The organism is Stenotrophomonas sp. Sm2128, assembly GCF_030985535.1.
GTDB classification, from domain to species: Bacteria; Pseudomonadota; Gammaproteobacteria; order Xanthomonadales; family Xanthomonadaceae; genus Stenotrophomonas; species Stenotrophomonas maltophilia.
On sequence record NZ_JAPTFQ010000016.1, the window covers coordinates 38,556 to 55,650 of the forward strand.

Consider the following 17,095-nt stretch of genomic DNA (forward strand, 5'->3'; position numbering starts at 1 on the left):
GACGCACCTGGCGGCGCGTTCGGCATGCGCGGAAACAGGCCTTTTTAAGGTGGAAATCACCTTATTTGATGCGCATCACTCTTTGTTGGTGATGGCCCTAGCAGATTCGGAATCGTCCTATTAAAGACGGATCGAACCTGTCGCTAACTAGGACACACCGAACCAGAGAACGTGTCATGAGAACCTCCCTTCTGCTGTGCGTGGCCCTGATGTCCGTCAGTGCGCTGGCCCAGGCCAGCAGCGGCAGCATTCGTTTCAGCGGCCGTATCGCCGAGCCGGGCTGCACGACCAACCTGTCCCAGGGCGAGCTGAGCCTGGCGGCCTGCCCGCCGTCGGCCAAGGGCTCGACGGTGGCCGTGACGGCGCTGGCCGATGGCCAGGCCGCGACGCTGCGCGACGGCAAGCGGCAGGGGCAGAAGCTGTCGGTGTCGGCCAGCGCGATGCGCGCCGGCGATATCGCCTTCTCCGAGCGCTACAGCGTGCAGGCTTCGAAGCAGCAGCCGCTGCAGGGTGCCTACCTGGTGGTGGTCGACTACCTGTAAGCCGACGTGTTTACGCCGGCGGCAGCTCGAAGACCTGGCGCAGGTAGGCCAGGTAGCCGGGGTCGTCGCACATGCTCTTGCCCGGCGAATCGCTGAGCTTGGCCACCGGCTGGCCGTTGCAGCGGACCATCTTGATCACGATGTTCAGCGGCGTCGGACCCAGATCATTGGTCAGGTGGGTGCCGACGCCGAACGCGACCTGGCAGCGACCACGGAAGTAGTCGTACAGGCGCATGACCTTGGCGATGTCGAGCCCATCGCTGAACACCAGCACCTTGCTGCGCGGATCGACGCGGCGCTGCTGGAAGTGCGCCAGCATGCGGTCGCCCCAGTCGAACGGATCGCCCGAATCGTGGCGGACACCGTCGAACAGCTTGCAGAAGTACATATCGAAGTCGCGCAGGAACGCATCCAAGCCGACCACGTCGGACAGCGCGATGCCGAGGTCGCCGCGATACTCGCGTGCCCACGATTCCAGCGCCGCCACCTGCGAGTCACGCAGGCGTGGGCCCAGCGCCTGGAAGGCCTGCAGATACTCATGGGCCATGGTGCCGTGCGGGGTCATGCCATACAGGCGGGCGAAGTGCACGTTGCTGGTGCCGACCAGCTGCGGGCCGAGCGCATCGCGCAGCAGCGGCAGCAGGCGCGCGTGCCAGTCGCGCGAGTAGCGGCGACGGCTGCCGTAGTCGGCGATGCGGCACTGTTCGAAACCGGGGGTATCGCGCAGCAGCGCGGCCTTGGCCTGCAGGCGGCGCTCGCCTTCGGCGAAGTCGGCGGTGGTGGTGTTGCGGAACCAGACTTCGTTGATGATCGCCAGCAGCGGCACTTCGAACAGGATGGTGTGCAGCCACGGGCCGGTGATGTCCAGTTCGATCTCGCCGGGCACGGCCTTCGACGCGCGCAGCTGGATGTACTTGCGGTCGAGGTGGAACAGGCCGAGGAAATCGGCGAAGTCGGGCTTCACGAAGCGCAGGCCACGCATGTAATCCAGCTCCGCGTCGCTGAAACGCAGGCTGCACAGGTGGTCGATCTCTTCGTCGATCTGGTCGATGTAATGGGCCAGGTCGATGCCGGGCGTGCGGCACTTGAACCGGTACTGCACCTGGGCACCGGGGTGCTGGTGGAGCACCGCCTGCATCATGGTGAACTTGTACAGGTCGGTGTCGAGCAGGGACTGGATGATAGGCATGGGGCGGATTATGCGCCCAGCAGGGTGAACCGGGGGCGCGGCCAGTGGATCCACACCATGCGTGGATGACCCTATCCATGCAGCCGAGCGTGGGCTCGGCTCTCCGCGGAACGGCATTGGTAGATCCACGCCATGCGTGGATGCCCTTCCGGTTCTACAACGACCTGCGCAGCAGGCGCGGCACCAGCATCAGGGCGTGCGCCCAGATCGCGCCCCACACCGCCACGCGCACCGGCAGCGAACGCTGACTGGCCTCGAACTTCCGGAAATAGCGCCACAGGCCCTTGTGCTTGTGCCATTCGACGAAGAACGGCCGTGAGCGGCTGGAGACACCGCGCACATGGGTGACCTGCAGGTCGTTGGCGATCGCCACCACCGCGCCAGCCTCACGTGCGCGCCGGCACAAGTCCAGGTCTTCGGCGTGCAGGCGATAGCCGGCGTCCCAGCCACCGATGCGGTCGAACAGCGCACGTGGCATCAGCAGCAGCGCGCCAGACAACGCCGGCACCCGCTGCAGCGCCTGCTGCGGATCGCGCGGGACCGACAGCTTCGAGCCTTTGCCGGGCGAACGCAGCATCAACAGGAAATCCGGATCACGACGGCGCACGGCCTCGTCCGCATGGCCATGCTCGTCCAGCTGTTCGACACCCAGCAGGCAATCCCCCAACCGTTCGGCACGGCTGCGCAGCTCGGCCAGAGTATCGGGCTCGACCATAAGGTCCGGGTTGATGAAGGCCAGCCACGGGCTGTGCGAATCGGCCACCCCCTGGTTGTTTGCGGCGGCAAAGCCGGGATTGTCCGGATTGCCGACAAAACGCACGCGCGGGTCGTGGCTGGCATGGCGCTGCACGATATCCAGCGTGCCATCCATCGAGCCGTTGTCGATCACCCGGATTTCGGCCACGTCCCGCGCCTGGCGCAGGCGCGAGAGACAGGCATCGATGGTGCTGCCGCTCTGGTAGGTGACGACGATGGCGGCGATGGCAACATTCAAACGGGTGGCTCCGGCGCGGACGGGACGAACAGGTCGCCCTGTTCCTTCGGCATTATCGCCTGCCGCATGCGCTGCTGCAGGTCGGCACGCAGGCCATGCAGCGGATCGTGCATGAGGAAGTCGGCCAGCCTAGGCACCCAGCCCGGCCAGCGCGCGGCCAGGGCCTCGAGATCGCCATCACGGCTGATCGCCTCCCCTGCCCGGCTGACGAAGGCGGTCTCGCACAGCACATTGCGCCATCCCAGGCCGGCCATGCGCAGGCTCAGGTCCACCAGCGCCGCGTTCCAGCCGGCATAGCTGTCCACGTCCAGGCCGCCGGCACGTCGACGCGCGTTGCCCCGCACCAGCACCGCATGGGTGACTGCGGACGGCAGCTCGGGGTGCAGGGTTGGCAATGTGGCACAGGTATGCGCCAGCAGGGCCGGATCATGGGGTTCGGGATTGATTTCGCCCAGCCGTGGCCACGCAGCGGTTTCGCCGGCATTGCACCACGGGGTTGCGGTGGCGATGGCGGCATCGCGGGCGAAGGTGTCCTGCAGCTGCTGCAGCCAGCCCGGCGCGGGCACGCTGTCCGGTGCCAGCACCGCCACGTCCATGCCATCGCAGGCGCGCAACATCTCGTCCAGGTGGGCCACCTCGCCCAGCGGCCGCGCGCGGCGGGTGTACTCGGCCTGCAGTGGCGTATGCGCCAACCAATGTTCCACCACCGCCTGCGCGCGCGGCCCGGTCTGCGCATCGTCGGCCAACCAGACCGCGGTGCCCGGCGCGGTGCCGGCATCCAGTGCGGCCAGGCAGCGGTCGAGCGCGGCATCGTCCACGCACAGCGGCAACAACACGATCGCCCCCATCCCGCCTCCGTGGTTGTCGTTAGCCACAGCCTAGCACTGGGAGGGTATCGGCCGGGTTGCACCCGGCACCGGCAGAGGCCAGAGCCAGAGCCGAAGCAACAGCCGGAGCAAAAGCTGGGTTCCTGGCGGATGGCGGGGTGGGTCCGGTTGCGGGGGACGCTGCAAGTCCCCCTTCCGGGGCCCGGCCCAGCCGCTGGCGGCTGTGCGTTCGGGCGCTTGCGAAGCAGTGCTTCGCAAGCAAAGCGCCCTCACCCATGTAAGCTCGGTCGCCGCATCCATGCGGCTCACGCCCCCACAACCGGACTCACCCCGCCTTCGACAGTTTTCCGCGACCTCTCGGCCTTAACTTCTGTAGAGCCGAGCCATGCTCGGCTCAGATCTCACAGATATCGAAATATTCGATTTCGATGGAGAGTCATCCACGCATGGCGTGGATCGTGTCGACCAAGGTCGACACCTGCCAACAGCAGCAGGAAACTGTCGAAGGCGGGGCATTGTGGGTTTTGCGGGGTGTGAGCCGCATGGATGCGGCGACCAAGCCTACATGGACGTATTTACGGCGTCCCCGCAAACCCACAGTGCCCCGCCACCCCTCAGTAAACCCGCTGTTGCCGTTGCTCTGGCTCTTGCTCCGGCTCTGGCCTCTGCGGGTGCCGGGCGCAGCCCGGCCGTAAACCCCTTACTTCTTTGCGCGCGGCTGGTTCAGCGGCTCCATCGCACGGAAGCGCTGGCTGTACTCGTCGGTCAGATTCCGCGCTTCCTGCCCGTTGCGCACGATGCTCGGGGTCAGCAGCACGATCACCTCCGAACGGCGGCTGGTGCGGCTCTTCTGCCCGAACAGCGCGCCGACCACCGGAATCCGGCTCAGGCCGGGAATGCCGCTGCTGCCATCGGTGGCCGAATCGGTGATCAGGCCGGCCAGCATGATGGTGTCGCCGCTCTGCACCGCCGCTTCGGTCGACAGCTTCTTGGTGGAAATCCGCGGGTTGCAGTTGCGCTCGGTCGGATTGCAGTTGTCGGGCACGTTCGAGGCGCTGCTCACTTCCTGCACGATATCGAGGAACACCGTGCCATCGCGGGTTACGCGCGGGCGCACCTTCAGGATCACGCCGGTGTCGATGTACTGCACCGAACTGTAGGTGCCGGTGCCGATACCGGTGTTGACCGTGGTGGTGTTGATCGGCACCTTGTCGCCCACGTTGAGCGTGGCCTCGGCGTTGTTGCGCACGAACACCGAGGGGGTCTGCAGCAGGCGTACATCGGTGACCTTGTCCAGCGCGCTCACCACCGCCGCACCATTGTGCCCGGTGAATGCCCAGCCCAGGCCTTCGCCACCGGTCGCGGCACCGGCGAAGCTGCTCCAGGAGCCACCCGCTGCTGCCGGCAGGGTCACGCCGCCCAATGCTCCCGTCAGTGCACGCCCGGCCACGGCATTGTCGAAGAACCAGTTCACGCCGTACTTCAGGTCACCATCCAGCGACACCTCGGCCACCTGGGCTTCGATGTGCACCTGCAGCGGCATCACGTCCAGCTTCTCGATCACCTCGCGGATCGAGCGCCAGGCCTGCGGGGTCGAACGCACCAGCAGGGTATTGGTCTCCTCCACCGCCGACACGCCCACGCGATCGCCTTCCACTTCCAGGCTGACGCTGACGTTGCCGGACTGGCGCTGCGGCAGGTTCATGCTGCCGTTGCCGGCACCGCTGGAACCACTGCCCGGGGTCGAACCGAAACTGCTGCTGTTGTTGCTGTCCATGCCGCGCTCGCCGTCGCTGCCCAGCTGCGATGGAATCGCGCCGGGTGCCAGCGATGCCGGGCTGGAGCCGCCGCGGTTGCCGCTGCTGGCGAAGGCTTCACTGAGGCGTTCGGCCAGGTCGCGCGCCTTGATGTAGCGCAGCTCGTAGGAGAACAGGCGGGCGCTGCCACCGGCGGTATCGATACGGTCCAGCCACTGCTGGATCTGGTCCAGGTAACGTACCTGCGGGGTGATCACCAGCACGGCGTTGGCGTTTTCCAGCGGCAGGAAACGGAACATGCCGGCGCTGGGGGTCTTGCTCTCCTCGCCGAACACCTTCTCCAGGTCGGCAGCGACCTGCTCGGCCTTGCCCGACTGGATCGGGAACACGCCCACCGACATGCCCGACAGCCAGTCGACGTCGAAGATCTCGACGGTGCGCATGTAGTTTTCCAGCTCGGCGCGGGTACCGCCCAGGGTGATCACGTTGCGGCCGCTGTCGACGCTGACGATGGCATTGGGCCGCGCATAGGGCTCCAGCACCTTCTTCATCTCGGTGGCGGAGATGAACTGCAGCGGGATCACCCGTACCTCGAAGCCACGCGCACTGGCTGCAGGCGCCGTGCTCGGCGCAACCGTACCGGCCAGCGCCTGGTCGGCAGCGACGATGTTGTAGCGGCCACCGCTGTAGACCATGCGGGCATTATTCCAGCCCAGCACCATCTCCAGCAGGTTCAACGCCTGGGCCGGCGACACCGGCTTGGGCGTGGCCAGGGTGACCGTGCCCTGCACGCCCGGTGCGATCACGTAGTTCTGGCCCAGCATGTCACCGAGGATGGCCTTGACCACCGCGTGCACCGACTCGCCTTCGAAATTGAAGGTTGCTTCACCGGTGCTGGCGCCATGCAGCGCCGGTGCCGGTGCACGTGCTGCTTCGCGGTTGATCATGGTGCCGGTGCCACGGCGGATCACCGCCTGCGGAGCGCCCTGGGCGTCTCGGGCAGCATCTGCTGCGACATCAGCGGCCTGGCCGGCCTCGGCAGTGGGCGACAGATTGCCCTTGCGCTGCACATGCGGCGCGGACACGGTGCTGCAGCCGACCAGCAGCGCGAGGGCAAAGGACCAGGGAAGAAAACGCAGGCTCATGCATTCACTCTATCGGTTGGTGCCATCGCCCGGGGGCGGCGACGGTTGTTGCTGCTGTTGTTGCTGCAGCTGGCGGCGACGGGCCTGGATGCGTTCGCGGATGGCCTGCATCTGCGCTTCGCTGGGGCCATTGGTGTTGGCAGGAGGCGCCGCGGCGGCGGCTGATGGCACGCTGCTGGCGGGCTGCGGCTGCGCGGTTGCGGTTGCAGCAGCCGGAGGTGGGGATGGCATCGGCGGTGCGCCCGCCGGCGGCGGCACAACGACCGCACCCGCCGGCGGCGCGCCATTGGCACCCCGCAGTACGGTGGGCGGCTCGCCGCCCTGGCCATTGAACACGGCCAGTTCCAGCACCTGGCTGCCGCTTGGGCCGATCACCGTGGCCTGGCGCGGCGCGAGCCCCACAAGTTGCCAGCCGTCCACCGCTTCGCCGTTGAGGCGCAGCCGCAGCGAACGGTTCTGTTCGGTGGTGAAGGTGGCCATGCCGAAGTCACCGGTCAGCAGCACGCCGGTCAGGCGCAGCGCGGCGCTGGCGGCCGGCTCGCTGCCACCGAGCAGGTAGGGCTTCGGCCTGCGGTCCTCGGCGAACAGCGGTCGCTCACCGATCGCGCTGTAGCTGTCGGCGCTGGGCATGCGTTCTGCGGCCAACGGCGGCAGCACCGGCAGCGAAGGCACCGCATCGGCATCGCCATCCGCACCTGGCAGCTGGCTGCCCAGACCGAAGCCGGTGGCCAGCCAGACCGCCGCAGCCCAACCGGCCAGGGCCAGCAGGAAACCGGTGCGCAGGCTGATCTGCTCAAGTTTCATCAGCGACCTCCTGTCCCTCGACCGGCGCCGCCGGTGCGGGAGCGGGTGCCGCTGAAGGCGGCTGCGGCGCGGATACCGGTGCGACGGCAGGCGCCGGCGCACTGCCATCGGCAGCAGCCCCGGGCAGCAGGTAACCAGCCAGTTCGAATGACACATCCAGGCCGAGCCCGGATTCATTCGGCGACTGCTGGAAGCGCTGCGCGATCAGGTTGAGGTTGTCGACGAACAGGCGCGGGCTGCCGGTCTCCAGGCTGTGCAGCACCGTGGCCAGTTCGGCCACGCCACAGCGCAGGCGCACCTGCATGGCGACGCGCACGAACTCGGCGTCGCGGCGGTTGTCGGTGAGCGGCGTGCGGTTGCTGATGGTGCAGCTGCGGTTGCCCGGGCTGGCCATCGCCACCGCATCCTGCAGCTTCGCGCCGAGCGCAGCGGCTGCAGCCTCGGCGGTGGCCTCGCGCAGGAAGCCCGGCCGCTGCTGCAGTGCCTCGCGGGTGGCACGCAGGCGCTGTTCGATCTGCGGCTGCTGCTGCAGCTGCGCCTGCACGCGCTGCTCGCGCTCGCGCAGGGCGGCGACATCAGCATCGATTTCGCGCAGCGGCTGGGTGAACCAGGGGTGCACCAGCAGCAGGTAGGCCAGGCCCAGCACTGCCAGCAACAGTGCCAGTGCCAGCCAGCGGTCACGGCGTGCGCTTGGCATCGGCATCGGCCGCCTCCCGGTTCGGGGCTGCCGCCGGCAACGGCTGCAGTTCAGCGGTCATGGTGAAGCGGTCGCGGCCACTGGCGGCGCCATCGGCCTGCAGTACGCCGGTCAGGTTGACCTTGCGCCACTGCGGCGCATCCTGCAGCAGCTGCACCAGCTGCGAGGCCTCGCGGCTCAGGCCGATCAGCTGCAGGTTGTTGTTCTCGATGGCCAGTTTTTCCAGGTACGTTCCCTCCGGCAGGCGCCGGGTCAGTTCGTTCCAGATCTCCACCGTACCCGCGCGCTGGCCGCGCTGCTTTTCGAGGAACGCGGCACCGTCGATCAGCGCCTGCAGCTGGGCACGTTCGCTGGCCACGCCACGCGCACTGCGCGCGCTGCGCTCCACCTGGGCACGCAGTTCGTCGGCTGCCGCGCGGCGATTGTCCAGCACCTGCAGGCCAGACAGCACCAGCATCACCACCGCGGCCACGGCCAGCAGAAGGTTCCAGCGCCGCATCGGGTCGGCCTGCAGCTGACGCTGCGCGGGCGGCAGCAGGTTCACCTGCAGGATGTTGCCCTGCGCATCAATGGCATCGACGCCGGACAGTGCATCGGCCCATTGGCCCACGTTGCTGCGCCAGGCCTCGAGCTGCCGCAGCGGCCAGGCCACCAGTTCGACCTGCAGCTGGCCCTCGCCCGCCGCGCCACGTTCACGCACGTCATAGCTGACCTGGCTGGATTCAAAAGGCGTCTGCCGGTCGATCTCGAAACCGACCACCGCACGCAGGCGGTCAGCCGCCGCCGCCGGCAGGCGCAGCTGCCGGCGCAGCACATCGCTTGCCGGCAGCAGCCACACCCGCGGCAAGCTGCGCAGGCGGGCTTCCAGCACGCGATCCAGTTCGGCCGGGGACAGCGGCCACGGCAGCCGTACGACCGGTTCGCGGCGCTCCCCCGCCTCACGCCAGACCTGAAGGTGGTCGCCTTCGCGCTGCAGCAGCAGGCGCGCCTGTGCCCAGCCCAGTGCCCACTGCCAACGTGCCGGCACCCAGGCCAGCAGCGATTGCCGCCACCAGCGCAGGAAACGGCCGGCGCCAGGGCCGATCCGGCCCTGTACCTGCCGCACACTGTCCTGCCATGCCGTCATCTTGCTGTCATTCCCTGCTCCCAGCGAAGCACTGTGTAGGACCGCCCGGGAACCCCGCCCGAGCCATTGCGTACCACTGCCTGCAACACCGACCGGCGTCCACTGCCGTCGGTTGCACGAGACTCGATACTATAGGTGCCGCTGCTGCTGGCAAGCGTTGTCGCACCGCCAGCGGTATCTGCGTCACGCTCCTGCTGTGCGCGCTGCGCCAGCACGGTATCCGCATCCAGGCCCAGTGCGGTCAGCACCGGCGCGCTGGCAAAGTGGGGATCCGGGCGCGCCTGGCGGCTGTACAGGGTCAGGTGCGGCAGCATGGCCTGGTACAGCGGGCCGCGCATGCCGAGTACCCGCTGCAGCTCGCCCAGCGTCTCGAAACGCTTGTTGCGGGGGCCATAGGGCAGGCCTGCTGCGGCATAGTCGGGCGCTTCGGCACCGCCGCCGGGCTGCAGCAGGCTGTCTTCGTCGCGCCAGTCGACGATCGCGCCGGCCAGCTGGCGGGCCTGCGCTTCGTCTTCACCCAGCGCCTTGAGGAAGGCGCTCAGCAGGGCCACGTCTGCCAGGTTCAGGTTGATCTTGCCGTTCTCGTCCAGCACCTTGATCTCGATGCTGGCGTCATCGAACTGCCAACGATAGACACGGCCATCGGCGCGCCAGGGCGCCCGCTGCGGATCGGCGGACAGGCGCGTCAGCGCGTACTCAAGTCCCGCCCGTGCACGCTCCTGGCCACGCGCATCATCATCCAGCACCCGCTGCTGCAGGTGCTCGACCCGCGCGCTCAACGCGAACGCGCCCACCAACGCCGTCATCAGGGCGATCAGCCACAGGACCAGTACCAGCGCCGCGCCGTGCGCCCGGCTCATCGCGCTCCTCCACTGCCGCCCGCGCGCGGAGCGACGACCAGTGCAGGCCAGGGAGCGCCCTTGGCGGGCACGATCTGGATCTCCACCAGCATCGGCAGGCGCCGGGTGTCATCCCAGCGCGGCGTCCAATCAGTCACCTGCCCGGTGCTGGCATCGATGCCGCGATAGCGTAGTTGCACCGACTTGAGGTTCTCCACCAGCACCTCCGGTGGGCGCGGCGGAGTTTCGGCGATGCGCTCGCCCTCCTGCAGCAGCACCAGGTCGAGCAGGAGGCGTTGCTGGCCGCTGCGGCCATCCACCTGCAGTGCGTGCAGGTAGGCACCGCCACGGCCCAGATAGCCCGGTAGATCGGCCGCGAACAGCATGCGTTGCTCTTCGCCCTGGAAGAAGATCGGTTCGCGGGTGGGATCGGGCACTTCCAGCGGCGTGCGCAGCGCACCGGCCAGCTGCCGCCGCAGCAGAGCCTCGACCGCACGCATGCGTTCGCTCTCGGCGGCAATCTGCTCGCCACGCTGGCTCACCGCCATCGCCGAGCGCACGCTGGCAAAGGCCAACGCCAGGCCACCGGCCAACAGCACCGTGGCCAACATCACTTCCACCAGGGTAAATCCTGCGGCGCGTCGCTTCATCGCGCGCTCTCCAGGTCCGGCGGCAGCAGGCGCAGGCTGCGCCAGCGCAGTTGTTCGCGTTCGCCTTCGCCCCAGCGTACCTGAAGCTGCAGCTCGGCCAGCCAGGGAACCCCCGGCGATTGCGCCTGTGCCTGTACCGCGTTGGCGGCACGCGGCTCGACCCATGGCTGTACCTGCAGCTCCCAATGGTATCGGCCCTGTTCCCAGTCGCCCTGCTGGCTGCCCACCTGCAAGGGCGCGGCGACACCGGCTTCGGCCAGCAGCGATTGCGCATGCAGCACCGCACGCGTGCGCAGCTCGGCCTCTCGGACCTGTTTCGCGCCACCTGACAGGCTGCCCAGAAGCAGCGTCAGCGCCAGGCCCAGCAAGGCGAAGGCGATGATCACTTCCAGCAACGTAAAACCACGCGCCTGCCGCTTCATGGCGCCTGCCACGGGCCGGAGCGGACCTCGCCGGTCAGCCAGCCGACATCGATGCGCCATTCGGCGCCCTCACGTTGCAGGCGGATGCGGCCACCACTGGAGCCACCATCGGGATGGAACTCGATCACGCCCTGCCCCGGCGCGGTGGCCAGCTGCGCGGCACCTTCGAACTGCACCTGCAGCTGCGTCGGCACATCGCCCTGCCTCTGGTTGGCCCCCTGCCAACGGCGACGCGCCGGTTCGATCACGAAGCGCTGCGGCTCACCGCGCGCGATGGCCTGGGCGCGCACCATGCGCAGCTGGTTTGCGATGTCCTTGCCGGCGCTGCGCAGCTGCATGCCGGCAAAGCCGCGCGACAGACCCGCGGCGGTGATCAGGCCGATCGCGGCGATCAGCGCGATCACCAGCAGCATTTCCAGCAGCGACAGGCCCGCTGCGCGCCTGCCGTGCAGGCGCGGGCGAGGCAGCCGGCGCGGCAGGAAATGCGTCATGCCCGGTTACGGCTGGTAGCGGATGTCAGCGTCGACGCTGCTGCCGCCGGCCTTGCCGTCCTTGCCCAGGCTGATCAGTTCATACGGCTGGCCTTCGCCCGGCGCGCGGTACTCCAGCGCGTGGCCCCACGGGTCATTCAGGTCGGCCGGCTTGGCGTACGGGCCCAGCCAGCCGCCGACACCTGCCGGTGCGGTCACCAGATCGTTGAGCGAGCCAGGCAGCTTGCCGGTATCGATCTGGTAGTTGTCGACCTTGGAGGCAACGGTCTGCACCTGGGCCTTGGCGATGTTCGCCTTGCCACGGTCGGCACCGCCCAGCACGCGGCTGGCGACCAGGGTCAGCACCGCGCCGATCAGCACGATGACGATGATGATTTCCAGCAGGCTCATGCCCGACTGGTTGCGCGCGGCAGTGAAGGAAAGGCGGATCGGTCGACGGGAAGCAATCATGGTCGGTCCTTTCAGTTGCGGAGTGTCGGGGGTTGCGTAGGGAGCCATCATCAGCCGATGGCATTGGTCAGGTCGTACAACGGCACCAGCACGGCGACGATCACCGCACCGACCACCGAGGCCAGCACCAGGGTGATCGCCGGCACCATCGCGGCCAACAGGCGGTCGATGCGACGGGCGCTGTCCTGTTCAAACGTGTCGGCAGCTTTCAGCAGCATGGTATCGAGGGCACCGGATTCCTCGCCGACCTGGATCATCTGCAGGGCCAGGCGTGGGAAACGCTTGCCGCGCGACAGTGCCAGCGACAGGCCGGCACCGTTCTTCACTTCGTCGGCGGCCGCTTCCACATCAGCGGCCAGCGCGCGGTTGCCCAGCACGTTGCGTGCGATGCCCAGCGCCCCGAGCAGCGGCACGCCATTGCGCAGCAGGGTGCCCAGCGTGCGCGCCAGCCGCGCGGTTTCCAGTTCGGCCAGCAGGCGGCCGATGCCGCGACGCTGCAGCAGCCATCCATCCAGCGCCAGCCGGAACGCCGGTTGCCGTACCTTGCGTTCGAAGAACAATGCCAGCAGTGCGGGCACCACCAGCAGCAGCACCCACCAGTCGCGCACGAACAGGCCCAGCTGCAGTACTGCATTGGTGAACCACGGCAGCGCCACGTCCAGGCTTTCGTACATCTGCGCGAACTGTGGCACCACGTAACCGAGCAGGAACAGCAGCGCACCGCCCACCACCACCAGCAGGATGGCCGGATAGACCAGTGCGTTGATCACCTTGCCCTGCAGCGCGCGGCTGCGTTCGAGGTAGTCTGCCAGCCGCTGCAGGGTCTCGTGCAGGCTGCCACCCGCCTCGCCGGCACGCACCATGTTCACGTACAGGCGCGAGAACAGGCCGTGCTGGCGCTCCAGCGCGGTCGACAGCGGCGCACCGCCGCGCACCACGTCGCGGATGTCGGTGATCGCACGCCGCGAGCGTTCGTCTTCCGGAAGCCCGAGCAGGATCGACAGTGCACGGTCCAGCGGCTGGCCGGCACCAAGCAGGGTCGCCAGCTGCTGGGTGAACTGCAGCAGCGCCGCGCCCTGCAACGGGCGCTGGCGCAGCAGCGTGCGCCAGCTGCTGCCGCCGACCACGCCGCCATCGGCCAGCTGGGTCTCCATCGGCAGATGGCCCTGATCCTGCAGGCGCGCGACCAGTTCGGCCTCGCTGGCGGCTTCCATCTGCCCGTCGAATATCTCGCCGTGCGAATTGAGCGCTTTGTAGCGGTAGTTCGGCATGTCAGCCCCGGCGTCCTGCGCGCATCAGCTTTCCTCGGTCACGCGCAGCACTTCCTCGATGGTGGTCTGGCCGCTGAGTGCTTTGGCCAGGCCATCCTCGTACATGGTGCGCATGCCGGCTTCACGGGCGATGCGTTCGATCTCGCCCATGCCATCGCGGCGCATCACCGCACGCCGCAGCGCGTCGTTCATCACCAGGAATTCCATGATGGTGGTGCGGCCCAGGTAACCAGTCGGCGCCAGTGCCGAAGGCTTCGGGCGGTATAGATGGATCGGCCCTTCCGGCTGCAGGCGGCGCAGCTCGAAACGCTCGATCTCCTCCGGCGAGGCTTCATAGCGCTCGGCGTGGGTCGGCTCCAGCCGACGCACCAGGCGCTGGGCCAGGATGCCGTTGATGGTGGACGTGAGTAGATAGTCCTCCACGCCCATGTCGAGCAGGCGGGTGATGCCGCCGGCCGCATTGTTGGTGTGCAGGGTGGACAGCACCAGGTGGCCGGTCAGCGCCGACTGGATCGCGATGCGCGCGGTTTCAAGGTCGCGCATTTCGCCGATCATGATGATGTCCGGGTCCTGGCGCACGATGCTGCGCAGTGCGTTGGCGAAGTCCAGGCCGATCTGCGGCTTGGCCTGGATCTGGTTGATGCCCTCGATCTGGTACTCGACCGGATCTTCCACCGTGATGATCTTGACGTCGGCGGTGTTGAGCTGGCTCAGCGCGGTGTACAGCGTGGTGGTCTTGCCCGAACCGGTCGGGCCTGTGACCAGCAGGATGCCGTGCGGTTGTTCCAGCACTTTGCGGAACTGCGGCAGGAACGCATCGGTAAAGCCGAGACGATGGAAATCGAACACCACCGTTTCGCGGTCGAGCAGGCGCATCACCACGCTCTCGCCGTGCGCGGTCGGCACCGTGCTCACGCGCAGGTCCAGCTCCTTGCCCTGCACGCGCAGCATGATGCGGCCATCCTGCGGCAGGCGGCGCTCGGCGATGTTGAGGCGGGCCATGATCTTGATGCGGCTGATCACCGCTGCGGTGAGGTTGGCCGGCGGGCTTTCGCCTTCCACCAGCACGCCGTCGACGCGGTAACGCACCTTCAGCCGGCTTTCGAACGGCTCGACGTGGATGTCCGAAGCGCGCAGTTCCACCGCACGCTGGATCACCAGGTTGACCAGGCGGATCACCGGCGCTTCCGAGGCCAGGTCGCGCAGGTGCTCGATATCGTCGACCGCGCCGCCCTCGCCGTCTGCGGTTTCAACAATCGCGCCCATCGCGCTGCGGCCCTGGCCGAACCAGCGCTCGACCAGATCATCGATCTCCGCACGCATGCCCAGCACCGGGGTCACCGGTACGCCAAGTGCCAGCTGCACAGCCTGCTGCGGATAGGGATCGTGGGCATCGGCCAGCCACAGCCGTACACCCTGTTCATCCAGCGCCAGCGGGCATACATGGAACTGTTTGAGGAAACGCAGGGACAGCGGCAGGCCCTCGGCCAGACCCTGGGGCGGTGAATCCGGCAGCTGCTTGCCATCCAGCAGCGGCAGGCCCAGCACCTCGGCGCTGGCCTGCGCCTGGTCACGTTCGGACACCAGCCCCAGCCGCACCAGCAGGCCAAGCAGGCTGCCGCCGGCCTCCGCGTGCAGCGGCCGTGCCCGTGCAAGATCGCTCTCCTTGAGGCGGCCACGCACCAACAACGCATCCAGGATGCGGCCTTCAGCGTCGTCGGCAGCGGTTGCAGCAAGGGCGTTCACGTGACTCTCCTGTCAATCGGCTCGACTTTAGCAGTTACGTCGTGATTTCCGTCGCCCCGCCGCCCGCTTTCGTAAAAAGACGAAGCCCGTCACATGCGGGTGACGGGCTTCGGCCATTCAACTACCGCACTGCGCGCTTACTGCGTGGCGAGAATGCTCACACCGCTGTAAGCCGCCTCGCCCACCACCTTGATGTAGTAGGTGCCGGCAGTCGGTGCCGTCACCCGCACCGTTTCCGAGGTGCCCGGACGGGTCGAGCGCGCATCGTTGTCGGTGGCACTCGGCTCGCGGCCCTTGGCCAGGTAGACCGACACGTTGCCGGTGCCACCATAGGTGATGACGCTGAGCTGCTTGCCTGCCGCAGCTTCGAAGCTGTAAAGCACGCTGCTGCCGGCGGCACCACTCAACCCGCCGATGGCCACCTTGTTGGTCAGCGGCTTGGCCACCGGCCCGCAGCTCTCGGTGCACGGCTCTTCCAGGGCCTTGTCCAGCGCGGCCTTGGCATCGACGATGCCGGTACCGATCGGGGTGGCGGACGGGATGCTGACCGGGAACGGACGTGCCGTTTCCTTCAGCAGGGTACGCATGCCCGCCGGCGCGAGCGGGTCGCGGTTGGCGGCGATCAGCGCGCTCTGCACCAGCGCGGCGACGGCAGCCACATGCGGTGCCGCCATCGACGTGCCGGCCTTGCCGCCAAGGGTGTAACCCTCGGTGGAACCGGCTGCCGGCGGCGACGTCTTGCTGCTGGACACCGCCTGCCATACATAGCCGTTCGGATTGCCGTCGGTGACGCCACCGCCCGGGCCGGACAGATCGATGCGGGTACCGAAGTTGGAGTAGTAGGCCATGGCGCCGGTGATGCCGGTCGCGCCGACCGAGACCACGCCATCGCAGTTGGCCGGGCGGGCGTTGGCGACATTCATCGAGTCGTTGCCGGCTGCCACCACCACCAGGGTACCGCGGTTGGTGGCACCGGTGATGGCCGCCTGGTAGGCCGGATCGCAGCTGCCGGAGCCGCCCAGGCTCATGTTGATGATCTCGGCCGGATTCTGGTTGGCAGGGATGCCGGCCACGGTACCGCCCGAGGCCCAGGTGATGGCGTCGGTGATGTCCGACAGGGTGCCACCGCAGTAGCCGAGCACGCGCACCGGCAACACCTTGGCCTTGTAGGCCAGGCCGGCGGTATGCAGGCCGTTGTTGGTGGCCTCGGCGATGGTGCCGGTCACATGGGTACCGTGCCAGCTGCTGTCGCGTACCGGCGAACCGTCGTAGCAGGCATTGGCGGTGGGCATCCAGTCACCGTAGTCGAGTGCACCCGGCACGCGGCCATCGGCGGCACGACGCGAGCGGCTGGCCTGGCTGATGAAGTCGTAGCCCTCCAGCAGGGTGCCGGCGGCGAAATCCGGGTGCTCGGGCAGGATGCCGGTATCGAGCACGGCCACCACGATGCCCTCGCCCTGCGAGACGTCCCATGCGGCCGGTGCGTTCACGCCACCGACCGGGTTGTGGAAGTGCCAGTTGTGGCTCTGGTAGTACGGATCGTTGGGCACGAAGCTGGGCGACGCATCGGACTTCGCGACGGCATCCGCACGCGACGACGACGCGGCATCGATCGGATACATGATGGCGTCGGCCACCGCATATTCGACGGTCGGGTCAGCCTTCAGTTCGCCCAGCACCTTGTCCAGTTCGGCGCGCGCGATCCCTCCCTGCAGGCGGATCAGATCGGCACCGATGCCCAGCTTGCGGGCCACCTGCGGGCGCAGCGCGGCACTGCGCGCAGCCGCGTTGGTACCTGCCGGCACGGCGCGGGCGATGGCCGAGTTGACCACGGCCAGCTTGGCGTTCGCATCGGCAGCTGCGGCGCTGCCAGCCCGGTACTTCACGATGATGCCATCAACCTGCTGCGTCTTCGGGCCGGACAACGGCGCATTTGCTTTCAGGTCGGCGGCCTGTGCCAGGCCAACACCGGTCAGCGACAGCACGGCGGCTGCCAACACATTGATGCGAAGGTTCTGCTTCTTGATCACGTCGAATTCCTCTTCTGGGTCATGGATCGAACCAACACTGCGGCCATCATTCCTTGACGACTCCCGGCCGGCCCAGCCGGGATTGCCGTGACCTCCCCCCAGGCCCTCGTTGCAG

The 17,095-nt window shown here is 67.9% G+C and carries 16 protein-coding genes; 1 reads left to right on the top strand and 15 read right to left on the bottom strand.

The features are described 5' to 3' along the window. The first annotated feature begins 176 nt into the window (after positions 1–176). Positions 177–542, top strand: a complete 366-nt coding sequence (locus O0K41_RS06945; protein ID WP_044569511.1) for a hypothetical protein — start codon at positions 177–179, stop codon at positions 540–542. A gap of 10 nt (positions 543–552) precedes the next feature. Here O0K41_RS06945 and pncB read toward each other — a convergent pair whose 3' ends face one another. The 15 genes from pncB to O0K41_RS07020 all read right to left on the bottom strand — a co-directional run bounded on the left by pncB (position 553) and on the right by O0K41_RS07020 (position 16,980). After that, positions 553–1,731, bottom strand: coding sequence for a nicotinate phosphoribosyltransferase (pncB, locus tag O0K41_RS06950; protein ID WP_088436097.1), 1,179 nt, complete (start codon positions 1,729–1,731; stop codon positions 553–555). 154 nt (positions 1,732–1,885) lie between these two features. After that, positions 1,886–2,725 carry a glycosyltransferase family 2 protein gene (locus O0K41_RS06955; RefSeq protein ID WP_005412210.1) on the bottom strand — a complete coding sequence of 280 codons (840 nt, stop codon included), beginning with the start codon at positions 2,723–2,725 and terminating at the stop codon, positions 1,886–1,888. After that, positions 2,722–3,573, bottom strand: coding sequence for a glycosyltransferase (locus O0K41_RS06960; protein WP_049451371.1), 852 nt, complete (start codon positions 3,571–3,573; stop codon positions 2,722–2,724). Before O0K41_RS06960 ends, O0K41_RS06955 begins: the two co-directional genes overlap by 4 nt. Before the next feature lie 679 nt (positions 3,574–4,252). Then, the gene (gene gspD, locus O0K41_RS06965; RefSeq protein WP_049451370.1) at positions 4,253–6,454 is read right to left on the bottom strand and encodes a type II secretion system secretin GspD; all 2,202 of its coding nucleotides are present in this window, start codon (positions 6,452–6,454) and stop codon (positions 4,253–4,255) included. A gap of 9 nt (positions 6,455–6,463) precedes the next feature. Then, positions 6,464–7,258, bottom strand: coding sequence for a hypothetical protein (locus O0K41_RS06970; protein ID WP_005408032.1), 795 nt, complete (start codon positions 7,256–7,258; stop codon positions 6,464–6,466). Beyond that, positions 7,248–7,955: a type II secretion system protein GspM gene (gene gspM, locus O0K41_RS06975; protein ID WP_237398865.1), complete on the bottom strand. Its 708-nt coding sequence runs from the start codon at positions 7,953–7,955 to the stop codon at positions 7,248–7,250. The genes O0K41_RS06970 and gspM overlap by 11 nt, the downstream gene beginning before the upstream one ends. After that, positions 7,936–9,081, bottom strand: coding sequence for a PilN domain-containing protein (locus O0K41_RS06980; protein ID WP_012479115.1), 1,146 nt, complete (start codon positions 9,079–9,081; stop codon positions 7,936–7,938). Before O0K41_RS06980 ends, gspM begins: the two co-directional genes overlap by 20 nt. Then, positions 9,078–9,941, bottom strand: coding sequence for a general secretion pathway protein GspK (locus O0K41_RS06985; RefSeq protein ID WP_164221755.1), 864 nt, complete (start codon positions 9,939–9,941; stop codon positions 9,078–9,080). The genes O0K41_RS06980 and O0K41_RS06985 overlap by 4 nt, the downstream gene beginning before the upstream one ends. After that, the gene (locus O0K41_RS06990; RefSeq protein WP_005412204.1) at positions 9,938–10,570 is read right to left on the bottom strand and encodes a type II secretion system protein J; all 633 of its coding nucleotides are present in this window, start codon (positions 10,568–10,570) and stop codon (positions 9,938–9,940) included. The genes O0K41_RS06985 and O0K41_RS06990 overlap by 4 nt, the downstream gene beginning before the upstream one ends. Beyond that, positions 10,567–10,992 carry a prepilin-type N-terminal cleavage/methylation domain-containing protein gene (locus O0K41_RS06995; protein WP_049451369.1) on the bottom strand — a complete coding sequence of 142 codons (426 nt, stop codon included), beginning with the start codon at positions 10,990–10,992 and terminating at the stop codon, positions 10,567–10,569. Before O0K41_RS06995 ends, O0K41_RS06990 begins: the two co-directional genes overlap by 4 nt. Next, positions 10,989–11,483: a GspH/FimT family pseudopilin gene (locus O0K41_RS07000; RefSeq protein ID WP_005412202.1), complete on the bottom strand. Its 495-nt coding sequence runs from the start codon at positions 11,481–11,483 to the stop codon at positions 10,989–10,991. The genes O0K41_RS06995 and O0K41_RS07000 overlap by 4 nt, the downstream gene beginning before the upstream one ends. A 6-nt stretch (positions 11,484–11,489) precedes the next feature. After that, a complete protein-coding gene (gene gspG / locus O0K41_RS07005; RefSeq protein WP_004142831.1) occupies positions 11,490–11,933 on the bottom strand; it encodes a type II secretion system major pseudopilin GspG in 444 nt (147 codons plus the stop codon). Between the two features lie 50 nt (positions 11,934–11,983). Then, positions 11,984–13,204 (bottom strand): type II secretion system F family protein, encoded by a 1,221-nt coding sequence (locus O0K41_RS07010; protein WP_049451368.1) that lies wholly within the window; start codon positions 13,202–13,204, stop codon positions 11,984–11,986. 24 nt (positions 13,205–13,228) lie between these two features. After that, positions 13,229–14,950: a type II secretion system ATPase GspE gene (gene gspE / locus O0K41_RS07015; protein WP_088436101.1), complete on the bottom strand. Its 1,722-nt coding sequence runs from the start codon at positions 14,948–14,950 to the stop codon at positions 13,229–13,231. A gap of 137 nt (positions 14,951–15,087) precedes the next feature. Further along, positions 15,088–16,980, bottom strand: a complete 1,893-nt coding sequence (locus O0K41_RS07020) for a S8 family serine peptidase (RefSeq protein WP_049451366.1) — start codon at positions 16,978–16,980, stop codon at positions 15,088–15,090. Between the last annotated feature and the right edge of the window lie 115 nt (positions 16,981–17,095).

Coding starts and splice junctions, on each gene's coding strand:
- O0K41_RS06980 (WP_012479115.1), bottom strand. CDS start 9,081: ATGACGGCATGGCAGGACAGTGTGCGGCAGGTACAGGGCCGGATCGGC.
- gspD (WP_049451370.1), bottom strand. CDS start 6,454: ATGAGCCTGCGTTTTCTTCCCTGGTCCTTTGCCCTCGCGCTGCTGGTC.
- gspM (WP_237398865.1), bottom strand. CDS start 7,955: ATGCCAAGCGCACGCCGTGACCGCTGGCTGGCACTGGCACTGTTGCTG.
- O0K41_RS06995 (WP_049451369.1), bottom strand. CDS start 10,992: ATGAAGCGGCAGGCGCGTGGTTTTACGTTGCTGGAAGTGATCATCGCC.
- O0K41_RS06970 (WP_005408032.1), bottom strand. CDS start 7,258: ATGAAACTTGAGCAGATCAGCCTGCGCACCGGTTTCCTGCTGGCCCTG.
- O0K41_RS07010 (WP_049451368.1), bottom strand. CDS start 13,204: ATGCCGAACTACCGCTACAAAGCGCTCAATTCGCACGGCGAGATATTC.
- O0K41_RS06945 (WP_044569511.1), top strand. CDS start 177: ATGAGAACCTCCCTTCTGCTGTGCGTGGCCCTGATGTCCGTCAGTGCG.
- O0K41_RS06990 (WP_005412204.1), bottom strand. CDS start 10,570: ATGAAGCGACGCGCCGCAGGATTTACCCTGGTGGAAGTGATGTTGGCC.
- O0K41_RS06985 (WP_164221755.1), bottom strand. CDS start 9,941: ATGAGCCGGGCGCACGGCGCGGCGCTGGTACTGGTCCTGTGGCTGATC.
- gspG (WP_004142831.1), bottom strand. CDS start 11,933: ATGATTGCTTCCCGTCGACCGATCCGCCTTTCCTTCACTGCCGCGCGC.
- O0K41_RS06960 (WP_049451371.1), bottom strand. CDS start 3,573: ATGGGGGCGATCGTGTTGTTGCCGCTGTGCGTGGACGATGCCGCGCTC.
- pncB (WP_088436097.1), bottom strand. CDS start 1,731: ATGCCTATCATCCAGTCCCTGCTCGACACCGACCTGTACAAGTTCACC.
- O0K41_RS07000 (WP_005412202.1), bottom strand. CDS start 11,483: ATGACGCATTTCCTGCCGCGCCGGCTGCCTCGCCCGCGCCTGCACGGC.